The sequence below is a fragment of the Bacillus sp. AFS059628 genome (genome assembly GCF_002571225.1).
Classification (GTDB): domain Bacteria; phylum Bacillota; class Bacilli; order Bacillales; family Bacillaceae_G; genus Bacillus_A.
On the sequence record NZ_NVEC01000003.1, the window covers coordinates 75,037 to 93,150 of the forward strand.

Annotated in this window: 19 protein-coding genes and 1 tRNA gene; 17 read left to right on the forward strand and 3 right to left on the reverse strand. The window is 35.6% G+C overall.

Annotated elements, in window-relative coordinates; genetic code table 11:
- Positions 1-83 precede the first annotated feature (83 nt).
- From COL05_RS01160 to COL05_RS01170, 3 genes are read left to right on the forward strand one after another with little or no spacing between them, the layout of a single operon-like run.
- Positions 84-854, forward strand: a complete 771-nt coding sequence (locus tag COL05_RS01160) for a metal ABC transporter ATP-binding protein (RefSeq protein ID WP_001059655.1) — start codon at positions 84-86, stop codon at positions 852-854.
- The gene (locus COL05_RS01165; protein ID WP_098667280.1) at positions 854-1,687 is read left to right on the forward strand and encodes a metal ABC transporter permease; all 834 of its coding nucleotides are present in this window, start codon (positions 854-856) and stop codon (positions 1,685-1,687) included. The genes COL05_RS01160 and COL05_RS01165 overlap by 1 nt, the downstream gene beginning before the upstream one ends.
- A 13-nt stretch (positions 1,688-1,700) precedes the next feature.
- Positions 1,701-2,114 (forward strand): Fur family transcriptional regulator, encoded by a 414-nt coding sequence (locus COL05_RS01170; protein WP_001054512.1) that lies wholly within the window; start codon positions 1,701-1,703, stop codon positions 2,112-2,114.
- A gap of 79 nt (positions 2,115-2,193) precedes the next feature.
- Here COL05_RS01170 and ispG read toward each other — a convergent pair whose 3' ends face one another.
- The 3 genes from ispG to COL05_RS01185 form a co-directional block, all read right to left on the reverse strand.
- A complete protein-coding gene (ispG, locus tag COL05_RS01175) occupies positions 2,194-3,303 on the reverse strand; it encodes a flavodoxin-dependent (E)-4-hydroxy-3-methylbut-2-enyl-diphosphate synthase (protein ID WP_130777227.1) in 1,110 nt (369 codons plus the stop codon).
- Positions 3,304-3,467: 164 nt separating this feature from the next.
- Positions 3,468-3,833, reverse strand: coding sequence for a hypothetical protein (locus COL05_RS01180; protein ID WP_098667281.1), 366 nt, complete (start codon positions 3,831-3,833; stop codon positions 3,468-3,470).
- A 53-nt stretch (positions 3,834-3,886) separates the two neighbouring features.
- A complete protein-coding gene (locus tag COL05_RS01185) occupies positions 3,887-4,651 on the reverse strand; it encodes a DUF1189 domain-containing protein (RefSeq protein ID WP_098667282.1) in 765 nt (254 codons plus the stop codon).
- Positions 4,652-4,893: 242 nt separating this feature from the next.
- Here COL05_RS01185 and COL05_RS01190 point away from each other — a divergent pair.
- From COL05_RS01190 to COL05_RS01250, 14 genes are all read left to right on the forward strand, one after another.
- Positions 4,894-4,967: transfer RNA gene (locus tag COL05_RS01190), tRNA-Ile, on the forward strand.
- Between the two features lie 221 nt (positions 4,968-5,188).
- Complete coding sequence (gene sodA / locus COL05_RS01195) at positions 5,189-5,800, forward strand: superoxide dismutase [Mn] (protein WP_098667283.1); 612 nt, start codon at positions 5,189-5,191, stop codon at positions 5,798-5,800.
- Between the two features lie 116 nt (positions 5,801-5,916).
- Positions 5,917-7,194, forward strand: a complete 1,278-nt coding sequence (locus COL05_RS01200; protein ID WP_098667284.1) for an MFS transporter — start codon at positions 5,917-5,919, stop codon at positions 7,192-7,194.
- A 109-nt stretch (positions 7,195-7,303) separates the two neighbouring features.
- On the forward strand, positions 7,304-9,430 hold the full coding sequence (locus COL05_RS01205) for a peptidoglycan D,D-transpeptidase FtsI family protein (protein WP_098667285.1): 2,127 nt from the start codon (positions 7,304-7,306) through the stop codon (positions 9,428-9,430).
- Positions 9,431-9,548: 118 nt separating this feature from the next.
- On the forward strand, positions 9,549-9,686 hold the full coding sequence (locus COL05_RS31150; protein ID WP_180233417.1) for a hypothetical protein: 138 nt from the start codon (positions 9,549-9,551) through the stop codon (positions 9,684-9,686).
- A 76-nt stretch (positions 9,687-9,762) separates the two neighbouring features.
- The gene (phoX, locus tag COL05_RS01210) at positions 9,763-10,680 is read left to right on the forward strand and encodes a phosphate ABC transporter substrate-binding protein PhoX (protein WP_098667286.1); all 918 of its coding nucleotides are present in this window, start codon (positions 9,763-9,765) and stop codon (positions 10,678-10,680) included.
- 27 nt (positions 10,681-10,707) lie between these two features.
- Positions 10,708-11,658: a phosphate ABC transporter permease subunit PstC gene (gene pstC / locus COL05_RS01215; protein ID WP_098667287.1), complete on the forward strand. Its 951-nt coding sequence runs from the start codon at positions 10,708-10,710 to the stop codon at positions 11,656-11,658.
- 1 nt (position 11,659) lies between these two features.
- On the forward strand, positions 11,660-12,526 hold the full coding sequence (gene pstA / locus COL05_RS01220; RefSeq protein WP_098298818.1) for a phosphate ABC transporter permease PstA: 867 nt from the start codon (positions 11,660-11,662) through the stop codon (positions 12,524-12,526).
- Positions 12,527-12,554: 28 nt separating this feature from the next.
- Complete coding sequence (pstB, locus tag COL05_RS01225) at positions 12,555-13,370, forward strand: phosphate ABC transporter ATP-binding protein (protein ID WP_098667288.1); 816 nt, start codon at positions 12,555-12,557, stop codon at positions 13,368-13,370.
- A 160-nt stretch (positions 13,371-13,530) separates the two neighbouring features.
- A complete protein-coding gene (gene phoU / locus COL05_RS01230; protein WP_098667526.1) occupies positions 13,531-14,187 on the forward strand; it encodes a phosphate signaling complex protein PhoU in 657 nt (218 codons plus the stop codon).
- A gap of 357 nt (positions 14,188-14,544) precedes the next feature.
- Positions 14,545-16,899 carry a sugar phosphate nucleotidyltransferase gene (locus tag COL05_RS01235; RefSeq protein WP_098667289.1) on the forward strand — a complete coding sequence of 785 codons (2,355 nt, stop codon included), beginning with the start codon at positions 14,545-14,547 and terminating at the stop codon, positions 16,897-16,899.
- 69 nt (positions 16,900-16,968) lie between these two features.
- Positions 16,969-17,118, forward strand: a complete 150-nt coding sequence (gene rpmG / locus COL05_RS01240) for a 50S ribosomal protein L33 (protein WP_001265616.1) — start codon at positions 16,969-16,971, stop codon at positions 17,116-17,118.
- A gap of 104 nt (positions 17,119-17,222) precedes the next feature.
- Positions 17,223-17,801 (forward strand): 5-formyltetrahydrofolate cyclo-ligase, encoded by a 579-nt coding sequence (locus COL05_RS01245; protein WP_098667290.1) that lies wholly within the window; start codon positions 17,223-17,225, stop codon positions 17,799-17,801.
- A gap of 103 nt (positions 17,802-17,904) precedes the next feature.
- Complete coding sequence (locus tag COL05_RS01250) at positions 17,905-18,105, forward strand: YqgQ family protein (protein WP_000253699.1); 201 nt, start codon at positions 17,905-17,907, stop codon at positions 18,103-18,105.
- The last annotated feature ends 9 nt before the right edge of the window (positions 18,106-18,114 follow it).

The following is an 18,114-nucleotide window of genomic DNA, read 5'->3' on the forward strand; positions in this document are numbered from 1 at the left end:
TTGGTTTACAACTATAATAAGCTATACTATAATTCAAATAGATATAAATCGGAATCATTCTGAATTAAAATAGGTGAGATGCTATGAATAATATATTAGAAATAGAAGGACTGTCATTTCGATATGAAGATCGAAATGTGTTAGAAGATATTAATTTGCAAGTTCCGAAGGGAGCTTTTTTAGGTTTAGTTGGACCAAATGGTTCTGGGAAATCAACGTTGCTAAAATGTTTATTAGGCGTTTTAAAGCCAAAACAGGGAAGTATTCGTTTGTTTGGTGTTGATAGTAAGAAGTTTAAAGAATGGAACAAAGTTGGTTATGTGTCGCAAAAGGCAAATAGCTTTAATTCTGGTTTTCCGGCAACTGTGTTTGAAGTTGTGTCAATGGGACTCGTTTCGAAAAAAGGGCTATTTCGCTTTTTCACGAAAAGCGATAAGGAAAAGGTAGAAAAAGCGATTGCTGATGTAGGAATGAGTGAGTTTCAAGGGCGCAATATCGGAGAACTTTCTGGTGGACAACAACAGCGTGTATTTATTGCTCGTGCGCTCGTTAGTGATCCTGAATTACTTATTTTGGACGAGCCTACTGTTGGAATCGATGTGAAGAATGTAGAAAGTTTTTATGAGATATTAGAGGATTTAAACAAGAGGTTAGGAATCACATTAATTCTCGTTACGCATGATATGGGAGCTGTTACCGAGAAAGTAACACATGTTGCATGCCTAAACCAACATTTACATTTCCATGGAAATGTAGAGAAGTTCCGAGAGTTAGAAGATGCGGAAATGTCCGTCTTATATGGACATCATGTTCATCGTTTAGAACACGAGCATGAGCATCACGGGAGGATATAATGATACAAGATTTTTTACAATATGACTTTTTACGTAACTCTTTATATGCAGGGATTTTAATAGGACTTGTTGCGCCACTTATCGGTGTATTTGTTGTCATTCGCCGTATGTCGCTTATTGCAGATGCATTAAGCCACGTAACATTATCGGGTATTGCTGCAAGTTTACTACTAGAAAAAACAATTTTCACAGGGGGATTTTTAAATCCGTTATATATGGGAATGATTTTTTCTATTGGTGGAGCGTTACTTATTGAAAAATTACGTACTGTATATAAACATTATCAAGAATTAGCAATTCCGATTATTCTTTCAGCAGGAATGGGGATTGGCGTTATTTTTATTTCACTTGCAAATGGATTTAACACAGATTTATTTAGTTACTTATTTGGTAGTGTAAGTGCTGTAACAAGTACGGATTTAATAATCATTGGTATTGTAGCAATTGCTGTTATTGTAACGATTACTTTATTATACAAAGAGTTATTTTTACTATCGTTTGATGAGGAGTACGCTGTATCAACTGGTTTGAGTGCAAAGTGGATTCACTTTATTTTCATTATATTGGTTGCGCTTGTCATTGCGGTATCAATGCGTGTGGTAGGGGTTCTTCTCGTATCATCATTAATGACGTTACCAGTTGCAGCAAGTATTCGTATTGCGAATGGATTTAAACAAACAATTTTCTTTTCCATTTTATTTGGTGAAATTGCAGTAATTGGTGGAATGTTTGCTTCGTATCAACTTGATTTAGCACCAGGTGGTACAATTGTTATGATAGCGGTTCTTATTTTAATTGGTGCGATTTTATGGAAAAAGAAAAAAACTGCATAAAGTAGGGATAGATATGAATCTAACAGAAGCTTTACGCCTAATGAAAGATAAAGGATACAAACATACTGGGAAAAGAGAAGAGATGCTTAGGTTATTTGCAGCTCACAATCGTTATTTAACGGCGAAAGACGTTTTAGAGCATATGAAGGATGATTATCCAGGTCTTAGCTTTGACACGATTTATCGTAACTTAACGGTGTTTGCTGAAATCGGTGTTTTAGAACAGACGGAATTAAACGGTGAAAAACATTTTCGTTTTACATGTTCTATTATGGAACATCATCATCATTTTATTTGTTTAGATTGCGGAGGGACGAAAGAGATTACTTCTTGCCCGATGGATTTTATGAATAAAGATTTTAACGGTTATGAAGTAACTGGTCATAAGTTTGAAATATACGGCCGTTGTCCAAAATGTGCAAAGTAAAAGCTCGTCAGTTATGTAACTGACGAGCTTTTTTACGTAGAAAAGAAGGTTGCTCACAAATATTGTGGCAACCTTCTTTTTATTGTTCTTGTGTTTCTTTTTCTTTTTCTTTTTCTCGTTCAGCAGCCATTTCAGCAGCAATTACGTCGATTTCTTTTTTTAGTTCTTCTACCATTATTTCTTCTGGGACTTTACGAACGACTTGCCCTTTACGGAATAATAGTCCTTCTCCACGTGCGCCGGCAATGCCGATATCAGCTTCACGAGCTTCACCAGGACCATTTACAGCGCAGCCAAGTACTGCAACTTTAATTGGTACTTGTAGTGTAGAGATATATTCTTCCACTTCATTAGCGATACTAATTAAATCAATTTCAATACGACCGCAAGTTGGACAAGAAATAAGTGTTGCTGCATTAGATGCAAGACCGAATGACTTTAATAGTTCACGCGCAACTTTTACTTCTTCAACTGGATCAGCACTTAATGAAATACGTAGTGTATTTCCGATGCCTTTACTTAAGATTGCTCCAAGACCAGCGGCACTTTTTACAGTTCCAGCAAATAACGTTCCAGATTCTGTAATACCTAAATGTAATGGGTAATCAAAAGCACGTGCAGCTTTTTCGTATGCTTCAATTGCTAAGTTAACATCAGAGGCTTTCATAGATACGATAATATCATGGAAATCTAAGTCCTCTAAAATTTTAATGTGATGTAGGGCGCTCTCAACCATACCATCTGCAGTTGGGTATCCGTACTTTTCTAAAATGTGACGCTCTAATGAACCTGCGTTTACACCGATACGGATTGGAATACCGCGTTCTTTTGCTGCATTTACAACAGCTTCTACTTTATGGCGACGACCAATGTTACCTGGATTGATACGTACTTTATCAATGCCACCTTCAATTGCTTTTAAAGCAAGGCGATAATCAAAATGAATATCAGCAACAAGTGGAATGTTGATTTGTTTTTTAATATCAGCAATAGCATTTGCTGCGCGTTCGTCTGGAACAGCAACACGCACGACTTGACAGCCAGCTTCTTCTAAACGTTTAATTTCAGCAACTGTTGCCTCAACATCATGTGTTTTTGTTGTTGTCATACTTTGTATAATTAATTCATTATTACCGCCAATTGTTAAATTACCGACTTTAACTGGACGTGTTTTTGTACGATGAGTCATTTCGTTCACGAATAGATCGCTCTCCTTATAAAAGAAGTTTCTTATTTAGTCCCTTATATCAATGAAAGTATACGTGATACAGGGCTATAGAAACCGAAGTGCTCGGTTTCACTTTTACTATTGTATCAGCGCCTTTATGTAATTGACAAGGATTAAGTGATTGCTTATTGATATAACGGGAATTTATAAGACTTTCCAAGTTGTATTTTTGTAGCAGATGTATTTTTATTTAATTGTTTAAAATCATCAATTACTTTTTCGATAGAAGGAATTTTCTTCTTATTAATCGCTTCTGTAATGGAAAGAACCGTATCACCTGTTTTGACTTCGATTGTTTTATAAGTGACATCTGTTTCTTTTTCCGCTTTGTTCTCTTTCTTTTGTTTCGTATCTGTACTTTCTTTTTTTATCGTTTCGGCCGCATTTGTCTTTTTATATGAACTTAACATCGGTAAAGTGCCGATTTTTATATCGTAATAAAATATATAACCAAGAACAAGCACGAATAAGAATATACCTAATCTTTTCATATTCTTCACTCCTTTGCTAGGAATATATGCTTGTCCAAAAAAAAAATGCCTATTTAGGCATTTTTTTCGTTCGGTTTTGGAACTTCTTTAATAGTTAAGTATAGGACAATTAAAACAACTGCGATATAAATGAATGTTGAACCAGGTACAACGATTTTGAATAAATCCATAATCATAAAGAAGATTGTTGGAATTGTGTAGCTGTAAGCAGTTAACGTCCATACTTGCTTATAAGATAATTTACGTTGACCACTCATAGCAGAACCGATAAACGCAAGTAAAGTAATTCCTAAGAAAGTAATAAACAGTTGGAATAGGTATACTAACACGCCAATAACTGCTAATAAAATTGGATAAATACTATCGAATACAGAAATAAAATCTTGCAAATCTTTCTTCTCAAGAGATGTCCCTAATAAATCATTGTAGGAGTATGTTTGTGTTTGACCATTTCCCATAGAAACTACTTTATCTTTTAAAATAAATAAACCAGTTTTATTCTGATATTTTTCTATATCTGTTGTGTTTGGGTCAAATACGAAAAGGGCATCTCCCTCTTCTTTTTGAACAGGTTGCTCAATATCAGCTTTTAGTTCACCATTTTCGATTTTAAAATCAGGTAAATCTTTTTCAATTGCTTGATTTACCATAGTAACACTATCTTGGATAAAGCTACCGTAAAAGAATGTTCTTGGAATAGTAGTGATTAGACAAAGTAGCATAATATACAAAATGGTTTTTCCGATTTTTTGAAAACGGAATAACGCCATATCTTTAGGCGAATATACGCTTTTGGCTAATTGGGTAAATATGGACATAGATTCACTTCCTTTATGTATGTATAAAATCATTGTAACGTAGGAATCTAAGGAATCTCAAGATATATTATATTTACATATAGTGGAGATAACTAAATTTCTTTTTATTAATTTTCTTCTTTTAAACGAGAAAAATACAATTGACACTTTTCTTTTTTATATGGTAAATTTATCTTACATTTCTTAAAGAATATATCCGATAGGAATTCCTTTATTTGATGTATTGTTACATACATAATTGTGGACCCTTAGCTCAGCTGGTTAGAGCAGACGGCTCATAACCGTCCGGTCGTAGGTTCGAGTCCTACAGGGTCCATATCCATTTCACATGTTTATTATGTCAGCAGGAAGCTTCCTTGTAGAAGGGAGCTTTTTTTACGGAATATATGAGCATTTTAATTGAAAAGAAGTGGGAATTTTGCTACTTTAATGATAGCAAGACAATGTGATTTATTTGTTTGCACCCTATGGCAATTAGGGTAGAATGAAGTTGTATGTCACTTAAGTGGCAATACATAAACTGGGAGGAATATAACAATGGCAAAACACGAATTACCAAATTTATCTTATGCGTATGATGCTTTAGAGCCTCACTTTGACAAAGAAACAATGAACATCCATCATACAAAACATCATAACACGTACATCACAAACTTAAACGCTGCTTTAGAAGGTCATGCAGAATTAGCTGACAAAAGCGTAGAAGAATTAGTTGCAAACTTAAACGAAGTACCAGAAGCAATCCGTACAGCAGTACGTAACAATGGTGGCGGACATGCTAACCATACATTCTTCTGGACAATCTTATCTCCAAACGGCGGCGGACAACCAGTAGGCGAACTTGCAACTGCAATTGAAGCGAAATTCGGTAGCTTCGATGCATTCAAAGAAGAATTCGCAAAAGCTGGCGCAACTCGTTTCGGTTCTGGTTGGGCTTGGTTAGTAGTAAATAATGGTGAGTTAGAAGTAACAAGCACACCAAACCAAGATTCTCCTCTAACTGAAGGTAAAACTCCAGTTATCGGTTTAGATGTTTGGGAGCATGCTTACTACTTAAATTACCAAAACCGACGTCCAGACTACATCGGTGCATTCTGGAACGTTGTAGATTGGAACGCTGCTGAAAAACGTTACCAAGAAGCAAAATAATTGTAATAACGATAGAAAAAGCTAGGAGAATGCTCCTAGCTTTTTTCTGTACTTTCCTTTTACATAATTGGGCTTGTCTTTGGAAGACTAGAACATGAAGTAAAGGAGAGTTGTGTATGAAGTGGAAACATGTAATTGGTGACGTTGAAGTGAATCGGGATTTAGTGTTATTACTCCTTATCGGAGGTTTATACACGCTCGCAATTTCTTTATCGAATACGTTTGTTAACATTTATTTATGGAAACAAACACAAAATTATGTGAATCTTGGCTTGTATAATTTGGCCAGCGTTGTATTGCAGCCCCTCACATTTCTTGTAGGTGGGAAATTAGCGAAGCGTATTGATCGCTCAATCTTGTTACGAATAGGTGTAGGCACGCTCGCGATTTTTTTTATCGTTGTTTTAGTAGCGGGGAAAAGCGCTTCTCACTATATTTTATTGATGGGGGCTCTTTTAGGAGTCGGATATGGTTTTTACTGGCTCGCGTTTAACTTATTAACATTTGAGATTACAGAACCAGAAACAAGAGATTTCTTTAACGGATTTCTTGGGCTTCTTACATCCTTCTCTGGCATGATTGGACCGATAGCAGCTGGATACACAATTTCACGTATGGAAAAGTGGAGTGGTTATACGGTCATATTCTTTCTTTCGTTACTGTTATTTGCAATTGCTGTCATTTTAAGCTTTTTTGTATCTAAGAGAGAATGTGAAGGACGATATGAAATTGTACAAGTATTGAAAGAGCGGCAAATTGATAAAAATTGGGGAAGAATTACACGTGCTCATTTTTTCCAAGGGTTGCGAGAGGGAACGTTTATTTTTGTTATTTCAGTGTACGTGTATTTAGCAACTGATAGCGAGCTTGCATTAGGTAAATATAGCTTAGTAAATTCTGCAGTATCATTTGTATGTTACTACTTAGTCACTCGTATGTTAAAGAAGGAATGGCGGAAAAAAGCAATTTTGCTTGGAGGCATTATTTTATATGCTGTCGTATTTTTAGTCATATTCAACGTTACATACACAAAATTACTTATTTATGCAGCGTGTATCGCGATTGCATACCCCATTTTACTCGTTCCGTACGGATCCATGACATATGATGTAATTGGTAGAGCGAAAAATGCGAGAGAGTGGCGAGTTGAGTATGTAGTTGTTCGGGAATTATGGTTAAATGCAGGAAGAATTTGCTCGATTTTAAGTTTTTTATGTGCTGTACTATTCTTCCCGCCTGAAAAAAGTTTGCCTTACTTATTATGTATTTTAGGTGCAGGACATTTTCTTATTTATTTTGCAGTTAAAAATGTCAAATATAATGAGGGAAATGCGAGTAATACAACCATTGTAACGCAAGGGACCACGCAGAATCAAACAGAACCAGAAGGTTAACTTCTCGGTTGTTTTATGCTAGAATAGAAAAAGATGTAAGACAGCAGTGAGGACACCTGTATGAAGGTGTCCCTTTCACATTACATAGCTGTTGGTAGAGGGGGTTTGTATGGGCAAGAAGCAGAAACAACAAAAGAAAAAGACTCACGTTCCTTTTCGGTTAAACGTGCTGTTTTTCTGCGTGTTTTTAATGTTCTCCGCGGTTATTGTAAGGCTTGGTTATGTACAAATTGTTCGCGGTGAGGAATATAAGAATGAAGTGGAGAGGAAAGAAAACTCGACGATAAGTAATCCTGTACCACGTGGGAAAATATTTGACCGTTTTGGGCGACCTGTAGTAGATAATGCAGCTGTACGTACGATTACATTTACAAAAATGAAAGGATCAACTGCAGAGGCTCGCTTAGAAACAGCGAAAAGGCTAGCAGATTTGATTGAAGTACCGACAGATAAATTAACAGATCGCGATAAAAAAGATTATTGGCTTGCTATTCATAAAGAGGAAGCGAAAGAAAAAATTACGAATAAAGATCGTCAAGATTTTAAAGATAAAAAAATTGACGATAAAGAATTAGATGAGCGTCAACGAAATCGCGTGACAGAAGAAGAAGTGAGTCAATTATCCGCAAAAGATTTAGAAGTACTAGCGATTAAAAGCAAAATGGACGGCGGATATGCAATGACACCACAAGTCATTAAGAAGGATGCTACAGAACAGGAATATGCGATTATTAGTGAAAATCTAGCAACATTACCGGGTGTAGATACGAATGTTGATTGGGATCGAAAATACGTTTATGATGATTTGTTCCGAAGTGTACTTGGCGGGGTGTCAACGTCTGATGAAGGTTTACCGAGAGAAAGACTAGATTACTATCTTGTTCGTGATTATAATCGAAATGACCGCGTAGGGAAAAGTTATCTTGAGCAGCAATATGAAGATAGTTTGCACGGTAATAAAGCGGAAGTGAGAAATATTACAGATAAAAACGGTAATATTTTAGAAACGATTAATGTATCAAAAGGGCAAAGTGGTAACGATCTAAATTTAACAATTGATATGGAATTACAAAAGCGTGTAGAAGAAATTATCACGAAAAATTTATTGAGATATAAAGGGGGACAACCTCTTTTAGATCGTGCATTCGTTGTAATGATGAATCCAAAAAATGGTGAAGTTTTATCTATGGCAGGGAAACAGTTAGTGGAAGAAAATGGCGAAACGAAAGTGCAAGATTTCGCATTAGGAACGATGACAAGCTCTTATCCGATGGGATCAACTGTAAAAGGTGCGACAGTACTTACAGGATATCAAACAGGTGCAATTCAACCGGGTTCAGTGCAACTTGATGAACCAATCAGATTAAAGGGAACGCCACAAAAATCTTCGTGGAAGACGATGGGATATATTAATGATTTAACAGCATTAAAAATGTCTTCTAACGTATATATGTTTAAAACAGCGATGAATCTCGCAGGTGTTCAATACGTAAGAGGTGGTACGTTAGATATACCACAAAAAGCATTTGATACGATGCGTTATTATTTCGGACAGTTTGGACTTGGCGTAAAAACAGGTATTGATTTACCAAATGAATCTGCGGGTCAAACAGGTAGAGGGAATCAGCCAGGTTTCCTATTAGATTTATCAATTGGACAGTATGACACGTATACACCACTTCAATTAGCACAGTATGTTTCAACAATTGCAAATGGTGGTTACCGTATGCAGCCGCAAGTTGTAAAGGAAATTCGTCAACCGTCAGTGAAACCAGAAGAAACTGGAAAAGTTGTTCATTCAATGGAACCGAAAGTACTAAACCGTATCGATATGCCTGAATCACAAATTAAACGTGTTCAGGAAGGGTTTAGACAAGTATTTAATGAGTCTGGTGGTACAGCTGCGAAATACTTTACAGGCGCACAATATAAAGCTGCTGGTAAGACAGGTACAGCTCAAACTGTGTATGGCGGAGATAAAGAGATTGGTAGAAAAGCAAACGGTGAGCGTAAAGAAACATATAACTTAACATTAGTAGGTTATGCGCCACTTGAAGACCCTGAAGTAGCATTTTCTGTTGTTGTACCTTGGGTAGATGATAAATCAGGTATTAACGGATATATTAGCCGTGACATTATGGACGCGTACTTTGATTTGAAAAAAATAGAAAATGGTGAAGCTACAAAAGAAGAAATAGATAATAAAAAGAAAAATAAAGAGCAAGATGATGAATAAAAAAGTTGTAAAAAAAGCACACTATCTGAAAAGATAGTGTGCTTTTTTTTATGGTTCATGCATACGTTTTAATAAAGTGGACAAGCATATTATATCGGGAAATTAAGGGGCCTCGTAAGTGATACGTATGCATTTCTCTATGGGAGATAACGATTTTATGGACCAATTATTAGTGAAGATGAATGGTGGTTACGGATTAGAATTTTACCTAATGTTGATTCTTGTGGAACTTTACAAAACTTTTACAAACAATTAAAACCGAATTAATAGTTTAGCAGTATTCTTATATCTGTAATCCTGTTATTTCCGGTTACTTCTAGGAGGAAGAACACGTGAAATGGATAAGTGCATCAATTAAAGTTTTCATACTGTCGACATGTTTCCTTTATGTTGGCACGTCTACTGCATTTGCTGTGAATGAAATGGGAGAAGTGAGAGTTGATGGATCCTCAACGGTTTTTCCTATTATAGAAGCGGTAGCGGAGGAATATACAAAGGTGCATCCAAACGTGAAAATTTCCATCAGTGTTTCTGGAACAGGAGGAGGATTTAATCGTTTCAGTAAAGGAGAAGTGGATATAAATAATGCTTCGAGAGTAATGAAACAAGTGGAAGAAAATGAAATGAAGAAAAACTCCATTCAGTTTACACCGTTTGAAGTTGCTTACGATGGTCTTACGATCGTTGTGAATCGCCAAAATACTTGGGTAGACAATATGACAGTAGACGAGTTACGTCTATTATGGAGTGAAGATGGAAACGAAAAGCGATGGTCACAAATTCATTCTTCATGGCCACGTAAACAGGTGAAGTTTTATGCGCCAGGTGTAGACTCTGGCACGTATGATTATTTTCAAAACGTCATCTTACAAAATAATCGCATTGTAAAAAAAGTCTCTTTGTCTGAAGATGATCAAGTTATTATGCAAGGGGTAATGAATGATAAAAATGCTATTGCTTTTGTAGGATATGCTTATTATATGGCCAATCAAGATAAGGTGAGAGCAATAAAAGTGAATGATGTACTTCCAACGAAAGATACGATTCAATCAGGTAAATATAAGCCATTATCTAGGTCGCTATTTGCTTATGTAAATAATGCATCTATCCGAAATAAAATGACTGTAGCAAATTATGTTGAGTTTATGATTCAACATGTTGGTAATCTTGCTGAAGAAGTTGGGTATGTAAAATTACCAAAAGAAAAATACAATGAACAGCTGCGGATGTTAACAGAAATAAAAAGGTAATGTCAGGGTGGAAAGGGGTTTTCATCTTTGGCTCATAATGACAAAAGTCAAATTACATTTTCTGTACAACATTTGATTGAAAGAAATACAAAACAAAGAAAAAAAACGCAGCGAATCAATCGAATCGTTCCATTTTTACTAAAAATAATTGCTAGCGTGTCTATTGTGACGACACTTGGAATTATTTTCACATTGGCAAATGAAACAATGATGTTTTTCCGAAAAATACCATTGCTCTCCTTTTTGACAGAGAAAGAATGGTTACCTTTTTTTGAAGATCCTAAATTCGGTATATTACCACTTATATGTGGAACGTTCCTTGTAACAACAATTGCTATGTTTGTAGCAATTCCTATCGGTTTAGCGTGTGCCGTATTTTTAAGCGAATATGCTTCAAACGGTACAAGAAAAGTATTAAAACCGATGTTAGAACTATTAGCAGGTATCCCGACGATTGTATATGGTTTTTTTGCATTAACAGTTGTCACACCGCTTTTACAGCGGATTATACCAGATTTACAGTTTTTTAATGCGATTAGTCCAGGTATTGTTATTGGCTTTATGATGATACCTATAATTGCATCTTTGTCTGAAGATGCAATGAGAGCTGTAGCGAAAGGGACGAAAGAAGCTTCGTTAGCACTTGGAGCAACTCGGTTTGAAATGGTAAAACAAGTCGTGTTTCCTTCGGCTTTTACAGGGATTATGGCAGCGATTATACTAGCGGCTTCTAGGGCAATTGGTGAAACGATGATTGTTGTAATTGCAGCGGGATCCACGCCGAACGTATCGCTTGATCCGACACACTCTATTCAAACGCTAACAGCTTATATTGTGCAAGTGAGTTTAGGTGATGCTCCGCATGGAACAATTACGTATTACAGCATGTACGCCGTAGGCGCAACGTTATTCTTGTTTACTTTTATAATGAATATCATTTCGCAGTTTATTATGCGCCGCTTTAGGAGGGTGACATAATATGCGAATGTTGAATCATAAAAAAATACAAGAAAATATGGCATCGCGGTTTTTAAAAGATCGAGTTTACAAAATGTTATTTTATATAGCCATCTTGTTTTCAATAGTAATACTGCTTGTTTTGCTTTTTCAAATTTTTGAAAAAGGTATAAGTTATCTTTCATTAGATTTCTTTACAAGCTTTGCTTCGCGGAATCCGAAAGAAGCTGGAATTGCTGCAGCATTGTCAGGAACAATATTATTTATGAGTATTGTTATACCAGTTTCCTTTATATTTGGAGTTGGAACTGCTCTTTATTTAGAGCAATATGCGAAGGAATCTATATTTAAAAAGATGATAGAAATTAATAATCAAACGTTAGCAGGAGTACCTTCCGTCGTATTTGGATTACTCGGCTTAACTATTTTTGTATATGCTCTTCATTTAGGGGAGAGTATCATTGCGGCGGCACTGACGATGAGTTTACTCGTCTTACCTACAGTTGTTGTGGCAAGTCAAGAAGCGATACGATCTGTACCAAGTTCGTTATTAGAAGCTTCTTACGGGTTAGGTGCTACGAAGTGGCAAACGATGTATCAGATTGTCTTGCCATATGCTTTCCCGGGAATTATAACGGGTTGCACGTTAGCGATATCAAGAGCGATTGGAGAAGCGGCACCGTTATTAGTTATTGGAGCACTTGCATTTGCAAATTATGTTCCATTTAGCATGTTTGATAGATTTACAGTTTTACCAATTCAAATTTTTAATTGGATGAGTAGACCGCAAGAAGAATTTCAGTATGTGGCAGCTGCTGGAATGATTGTTTTGTTAGGTTTGTTGCTCTTTATTAATATATTTGTCCTATGGTTACGAAATCGAAAATAAGTTGGAAATGGATGAAAGGGGAATTCAAATGGTAGCAACAGTAGTAAATGTACAGGTGAAAAACGAGGAGAAAATTGAGACTGCGCCAAAGAAAGTAGTATTTGATACGAAAAACTTAAATTTATGGTACGGTGAAGATCACGCTTTAAAAGATATTAACTTAAGCATTCATGAGAATGAAGTTACAGCAATTATCGGGCCAAGTGGTTGTGGTAAATCAACGTACTTAAAAACATTAAATCGTATGGTAGAGTTAGTACCAATCGTGAGAACTACAGGTGTAATTGAATATAGAGAGCGCAATATATTTGATAAATCATATCCAGTTGAAGAATTGCGAACACATGTAGGAATGGTGTTCCAAAAGCCAAATCCATTTCCAAAATCTATTTATGAAAATGTAGCATACGGTCCGAAAATTCATGGTATTAAGGACAAGAAAACGTTGGATGAAATTGTTGAAAAAAGTTTACGTGGAGCAGCAATTTGGGATGAGTTAAAAGATCGTTTGCACGATAATGCATACGGTTTATCCGGTGGGCAGCAACAGCGTCTATGTATCGCGCGTTGTTTAGCGATTGAACCAGACGTCATTTTAATGGATGAGCCAACATCGGCACTAGATCCAATTTCAACATTAAAAGTAGAAGAATTAATTCAAGAGTTAAAGAAAGACTTTAGTATTGTTATCGTAACGCATAATATGCAACAAGCAGCGCGTATTTCAGACAAAACAGCTTTCTTCTTAAGTGGAGAAGTTGTGGAATATACAGATACAAATAAATTATTTACGACACCTTCAGATAAGCGTACAGAAGATTATATTACAGGCCGATTCGGTTGATGTCGCTAGCAAGGCTAAGAGAAAATACCCTCTTAACAGAGGGTATTTCTTGTTTTACTGAGAAGGAATATTTCTCCTATTTAAGACGGATTACAGAGATAAGAGGCCTTACATAAGAGATTTATATATAATGGCATGGAATATTGAGGGGGAAGAAACAATGGTAAGAGAACAATTTCAATGTGATTTAAAAACGTTACAGCAAAAGGTGATTGAGCTTGGTGAACTAGCGAGAGAAGCTTTATTGCTTGCTATGGAAGGTCTTCATAAAAGGGATGTAGAGAAAGCGTTAGAGGTAATAGATGGTGATTATCGTATGGATAATTTAGAAGAGGAAATAAATGATCTTGCGCTTATGCTTATTACGAAGCAGCAACCTGTAGCAAGTGATTTAAGAAGGATTTTCATTTCAATTAAGACAGCGACAGATTTAGAACGTATTGCAGATCATGCTGTTAATATTGCGAAATCAACAATTCGTCTTGGGGAAAAAGAAGCGTCTGTTAGTTTGCACAATCTTGATGAAATGTTTGCGATTGCAAATAAGATGTTACAGTTAGCGTTAGATGCATATGAGCAAGAAAATTTAACTTTTGCGAAACAAATTGCTGAAATGGATGATTCAGTTGATGAAATATATGGGAAAGCGATTCGTGAATTTATATCTTCAGTCCCAGAACAACCAGAAGCAATTACACAAATTACACAATTATCGTTTGTAGCAAGATATATTGAGCGTGTAGCAGACCATATTACAAATATTGCTGAAAATGTTTTTTATTTAGTAAAAGGAAAGCATTACTTATTAAATGAATAAAGAAAAAAAGCAGGTGAAACATCACCTGCTTTTTTTAGTCAAAACATGACAAAAAAAGCTCGTTGTTTCCTTTAGTTTATGATGATAAGATGTATCATAATATAATGGAAAAAATAGGGCATATATGTTGTTCACTTATTAAGTAATATTTTACTAAGTTAATAGTAAGCGCTTACTTTATACCTTTAAAAGGTGCATGTATATAGGGAGTTTTACCATTTGTCAGCCATCAGCGGGAGATGAAAAAAATCCCTACTAAGTTAAAGTTTCATTTTATACTGCTAGTTACTGCGGGTTAGATAATATACATATCGTATATGAAGTTACTGAACATTATATAAGTGGAGGCTGAAGTATATGAAGGGGGTTATTTTAGCTGGAGGAAAAGGACGACGCCTTAGACCATTAACATGTAATACTCCAAAGCCGATGTTGCCATTATTAGAAAAGCCAGTTTTGGAATACAATATTGAATTATTACGTCAGCATGGTATTCGTGAGATTGCAATTACTGTTCAGTATATGAGTACGGCCATTAAACAATATTTTGGTGACGGTAGCAAATGGGACGTTAACTTGTATTACTTTGAAGACTCTCCTCCGCTTGGTACTGCAGGAAGTATTAAACAAGCGGAAAAATTTTTAGATGAAACGTTTGTTGTCATAAGTGGGGATGCTTTAACTGATTTTCAATTATCAGAAGGAATTACGTTTCATGAACAAAAGAAAAGAATGGTAACTATGTTTGTAAAGGAAGTAGAAAATCCACTCTCATTTGGTTTAGTTGTAATGAACAAAGAACAAGAGGTTACACGATATATTGAAAAACCGAGTTGGAATGAAGTGGTCTCTAATATTGTGAATACAGGTATATATATTATGGAGCCAGAAATTTTTTCATACATACCGCCCCGAGAATTTTTTGATTTCAGTCAAGATGTGTTTCCCTTATTAGCAAATAAGAATGCATTATTTGCGTATTTGTCAGAAGGCTATTGGTTAGATATCGGTACATTTGATCAATATCGACAAGCACAATTTGATTTGTTAACGAAAAAATTGCAAGTACCTATTCCGTATACGGAAGTATTACCGATGGTATGGATGGGAGAAGGGGTAACGATTGGAAAAGGAACGAAAATTCACGGCCCTTCTTTTATTGGTGAAGGAGCAAAAATTGGTGCTGGATCTGTAATTGAGCCGTACTCTATTATCGGGAAAAATAGTGTTGTTTCAAGTTATTCTCATCTTCAAAAGAGTATTATTTTTGCAAATGCGCAGATTGGGAAATATTGCGAGTTATTAGAAACGACAATAGGAGAACATACAATGGTGGAAGACGACGTTACATTGTTTCAAAAAAGTATTGTAGCGGACCATTGTCATATAGGGAAAAGTACGGTAATTAAGCAAAAGGGAAAGCTATGGCCATATAAGGCGATTGACAGTCATTCGGTAGTCGGATCGGCTGGTGTTCAAGAAAGTGAAAAGAGTGCAGGCTGGTTGCAAAAAAGCCGCATTGTAGGAAGAGGTAATGTGGAGATTACGCCTCAATTTATTGTAAAGGTTGCGATGGCGTACGGATCTCTTTTTGCCAAAGGGGAAAGTATATTAATTGGAAGTCAAGAACATATAGAAACGACCTCTTATAAAAATCTTTTTCTTCATGCAATTCATGGTATCGGAATTCATACGATGGAATGCAAAGAAATGAACGAATCACTTTTTCAGTACAGTATTCAAGATTTGCGATGTGCGGGCGGGGTTTTCATCCAAGTGGAAAAGGAAAAAGAGGTTGTTATAAAGTTGTATGGCAAGGATGGGGTACAATTAACGTATAAGCAGCAAAAAGCGATAGAACAAGTGTATATGTCTGAGTCGTTTTATTACGTATGTGAGAAGGAAATGGGGCGGAATAAGCTAGTACACGTTTCTTTACATGATTATATAGAGGCTGTATTAGAGCGCATTGATATTGAGAAAATACAAAAACAGAAGTTCCATCTTCTTATTAATAAGAGAAATGATATGTTACAACATTTGCTTATGCTCTTTTTGCAAAGGCTCGGATGCACAGTTACGTGGATTTATGCGGGCGAACAAAAGGATCATGTGAAAGCTTTGATGAAATCAAGTAAAGCAAATATGGCGCTTATGTTTTCAGAGCAAGGAAATTACTTCGAGTTATATGATAACCATAGTAATATTTACCAAGGGACAGATTTTGAAGAGATTGATATTCCAGATTTATTACTTGAATCGACAGGTAATATTTACCCAATGTCTTTGAAATTAGGAGAATGTTATCTTCTATTTTATACGCAGGATGAAAAAAAGTCGTTTCAAGCGAGATGGAAGCGAGATATTTTGTATCGAATTGGAAAATTATTCGAGTTAATAGCATTGCAGGGAAAAACCTTTCTCAGCATAGTAGAGCAATCGCCGCCGCTTTATTTACTTTGTGATGAAGTTGTATGTTCGTGGAATGAAAAAGGGAAAGTAATGAGGAAATTACTGGCTGATATGGAAAGAAAGGAAGAAGGCATATTTGAAGGAGTACAGTTCAAATATACCGAAAAAGAGTGGTCTTATATCGTTTCTGACACAAAACAACCTAAATTTTTAGTGTATTCACATGCTAGAAACCCAGTAATAGCAAGGGAAAACATGAAAAATCTTATAGAAAAAATTAGACAATATCAAAAGGTGTAGAATTTTTATTTTAAAAGTGGTATTATAGTATAGTCTGATTTAAGTTATTAGTACTGGAGGGAAATAAGAATGCGTGTGAATATTACTCTAGCATGTACAGAATGCGGAGATCGTAACTATATCTCAAAGAAAAACAAACGTAACAACGCTGAGCGTATCGAGCTTAAAAAGTATTGCAAGCGTGACAAGAAGTCTACGTTACACCGTGAAACAAAGTAAGCAGTAGGAATATTTTCCTACTGTTTCTTTTTTTATTCGATTCCTCTGTTAAAAATGATACACTATCATCGTAGAGCAAAGTATCACTGTGAGGGGGAAAATGTGTGAGAGAAGAGAAAGTACGTTTACGTAAACAAATAATAGAGCACATGAATTCTTTATCGGAAGAACGGTATACAACTTTATCAGAACAAATTGCATTTTCGTTGTATGCACAAAAAGAGTGGGCTGAAGCTAAAACAATTGGAATCACCCTTTCAATGGAAAATGAAGTAAATACATATCCTATTATCGAAAAAGCTTGGGAAGAAGGAAAGAAAGTTGTTGTTCCGAAGTGTAATAAAGAAACACGAACAATGTCCTTTAGGAAAATAAGTAATTTTGATCAATTAGAAACAGTGTATATGAACTTACGTGAACCAATTCCAGCGCTTACGGAAGAAGTGAATGCAGATGAAATTAATCTTCAAATCGTGCCAGGCGTAGCTTATACAGAGCGAGGAGAACGGATTGGATATGGCGGTGGCTATTATGATCGTTATCTCGTACATTACAAAGGGAAAACGCTATCATTAGCCTATAGTTTTCAAATGGTAGACCATATTCCAGTAGAGCCGTTTGATAAAAATATAGAAAAAATTATTACAGAAAAAGGAACAATGGTTAAAAATGGGCTTGTATAGACAAATAAAAATTGACGAGACTTTTTCTTCTTGATTATAATAAAATATGTGAACGTTTTCTTATTATAATTTTTTATAGTAAGTGAGCATAGAGGGTGATGAAATGGTATCTATTTATGATATTCAGCAGTTACTAAAGAAATTTGGTACGATTATTTATACGGGTGATCGAATTGCAGATTTACAATTAATGCAAGATGAATTGCGTGAATTAAATCAATCACAGCTAATCGATCCACAAGACTATCAAACAGCTTTATTTTTATTGAAGCAAGAAATTCAAAAAGAGCTAAATAAGAATTAGATAAAGGTA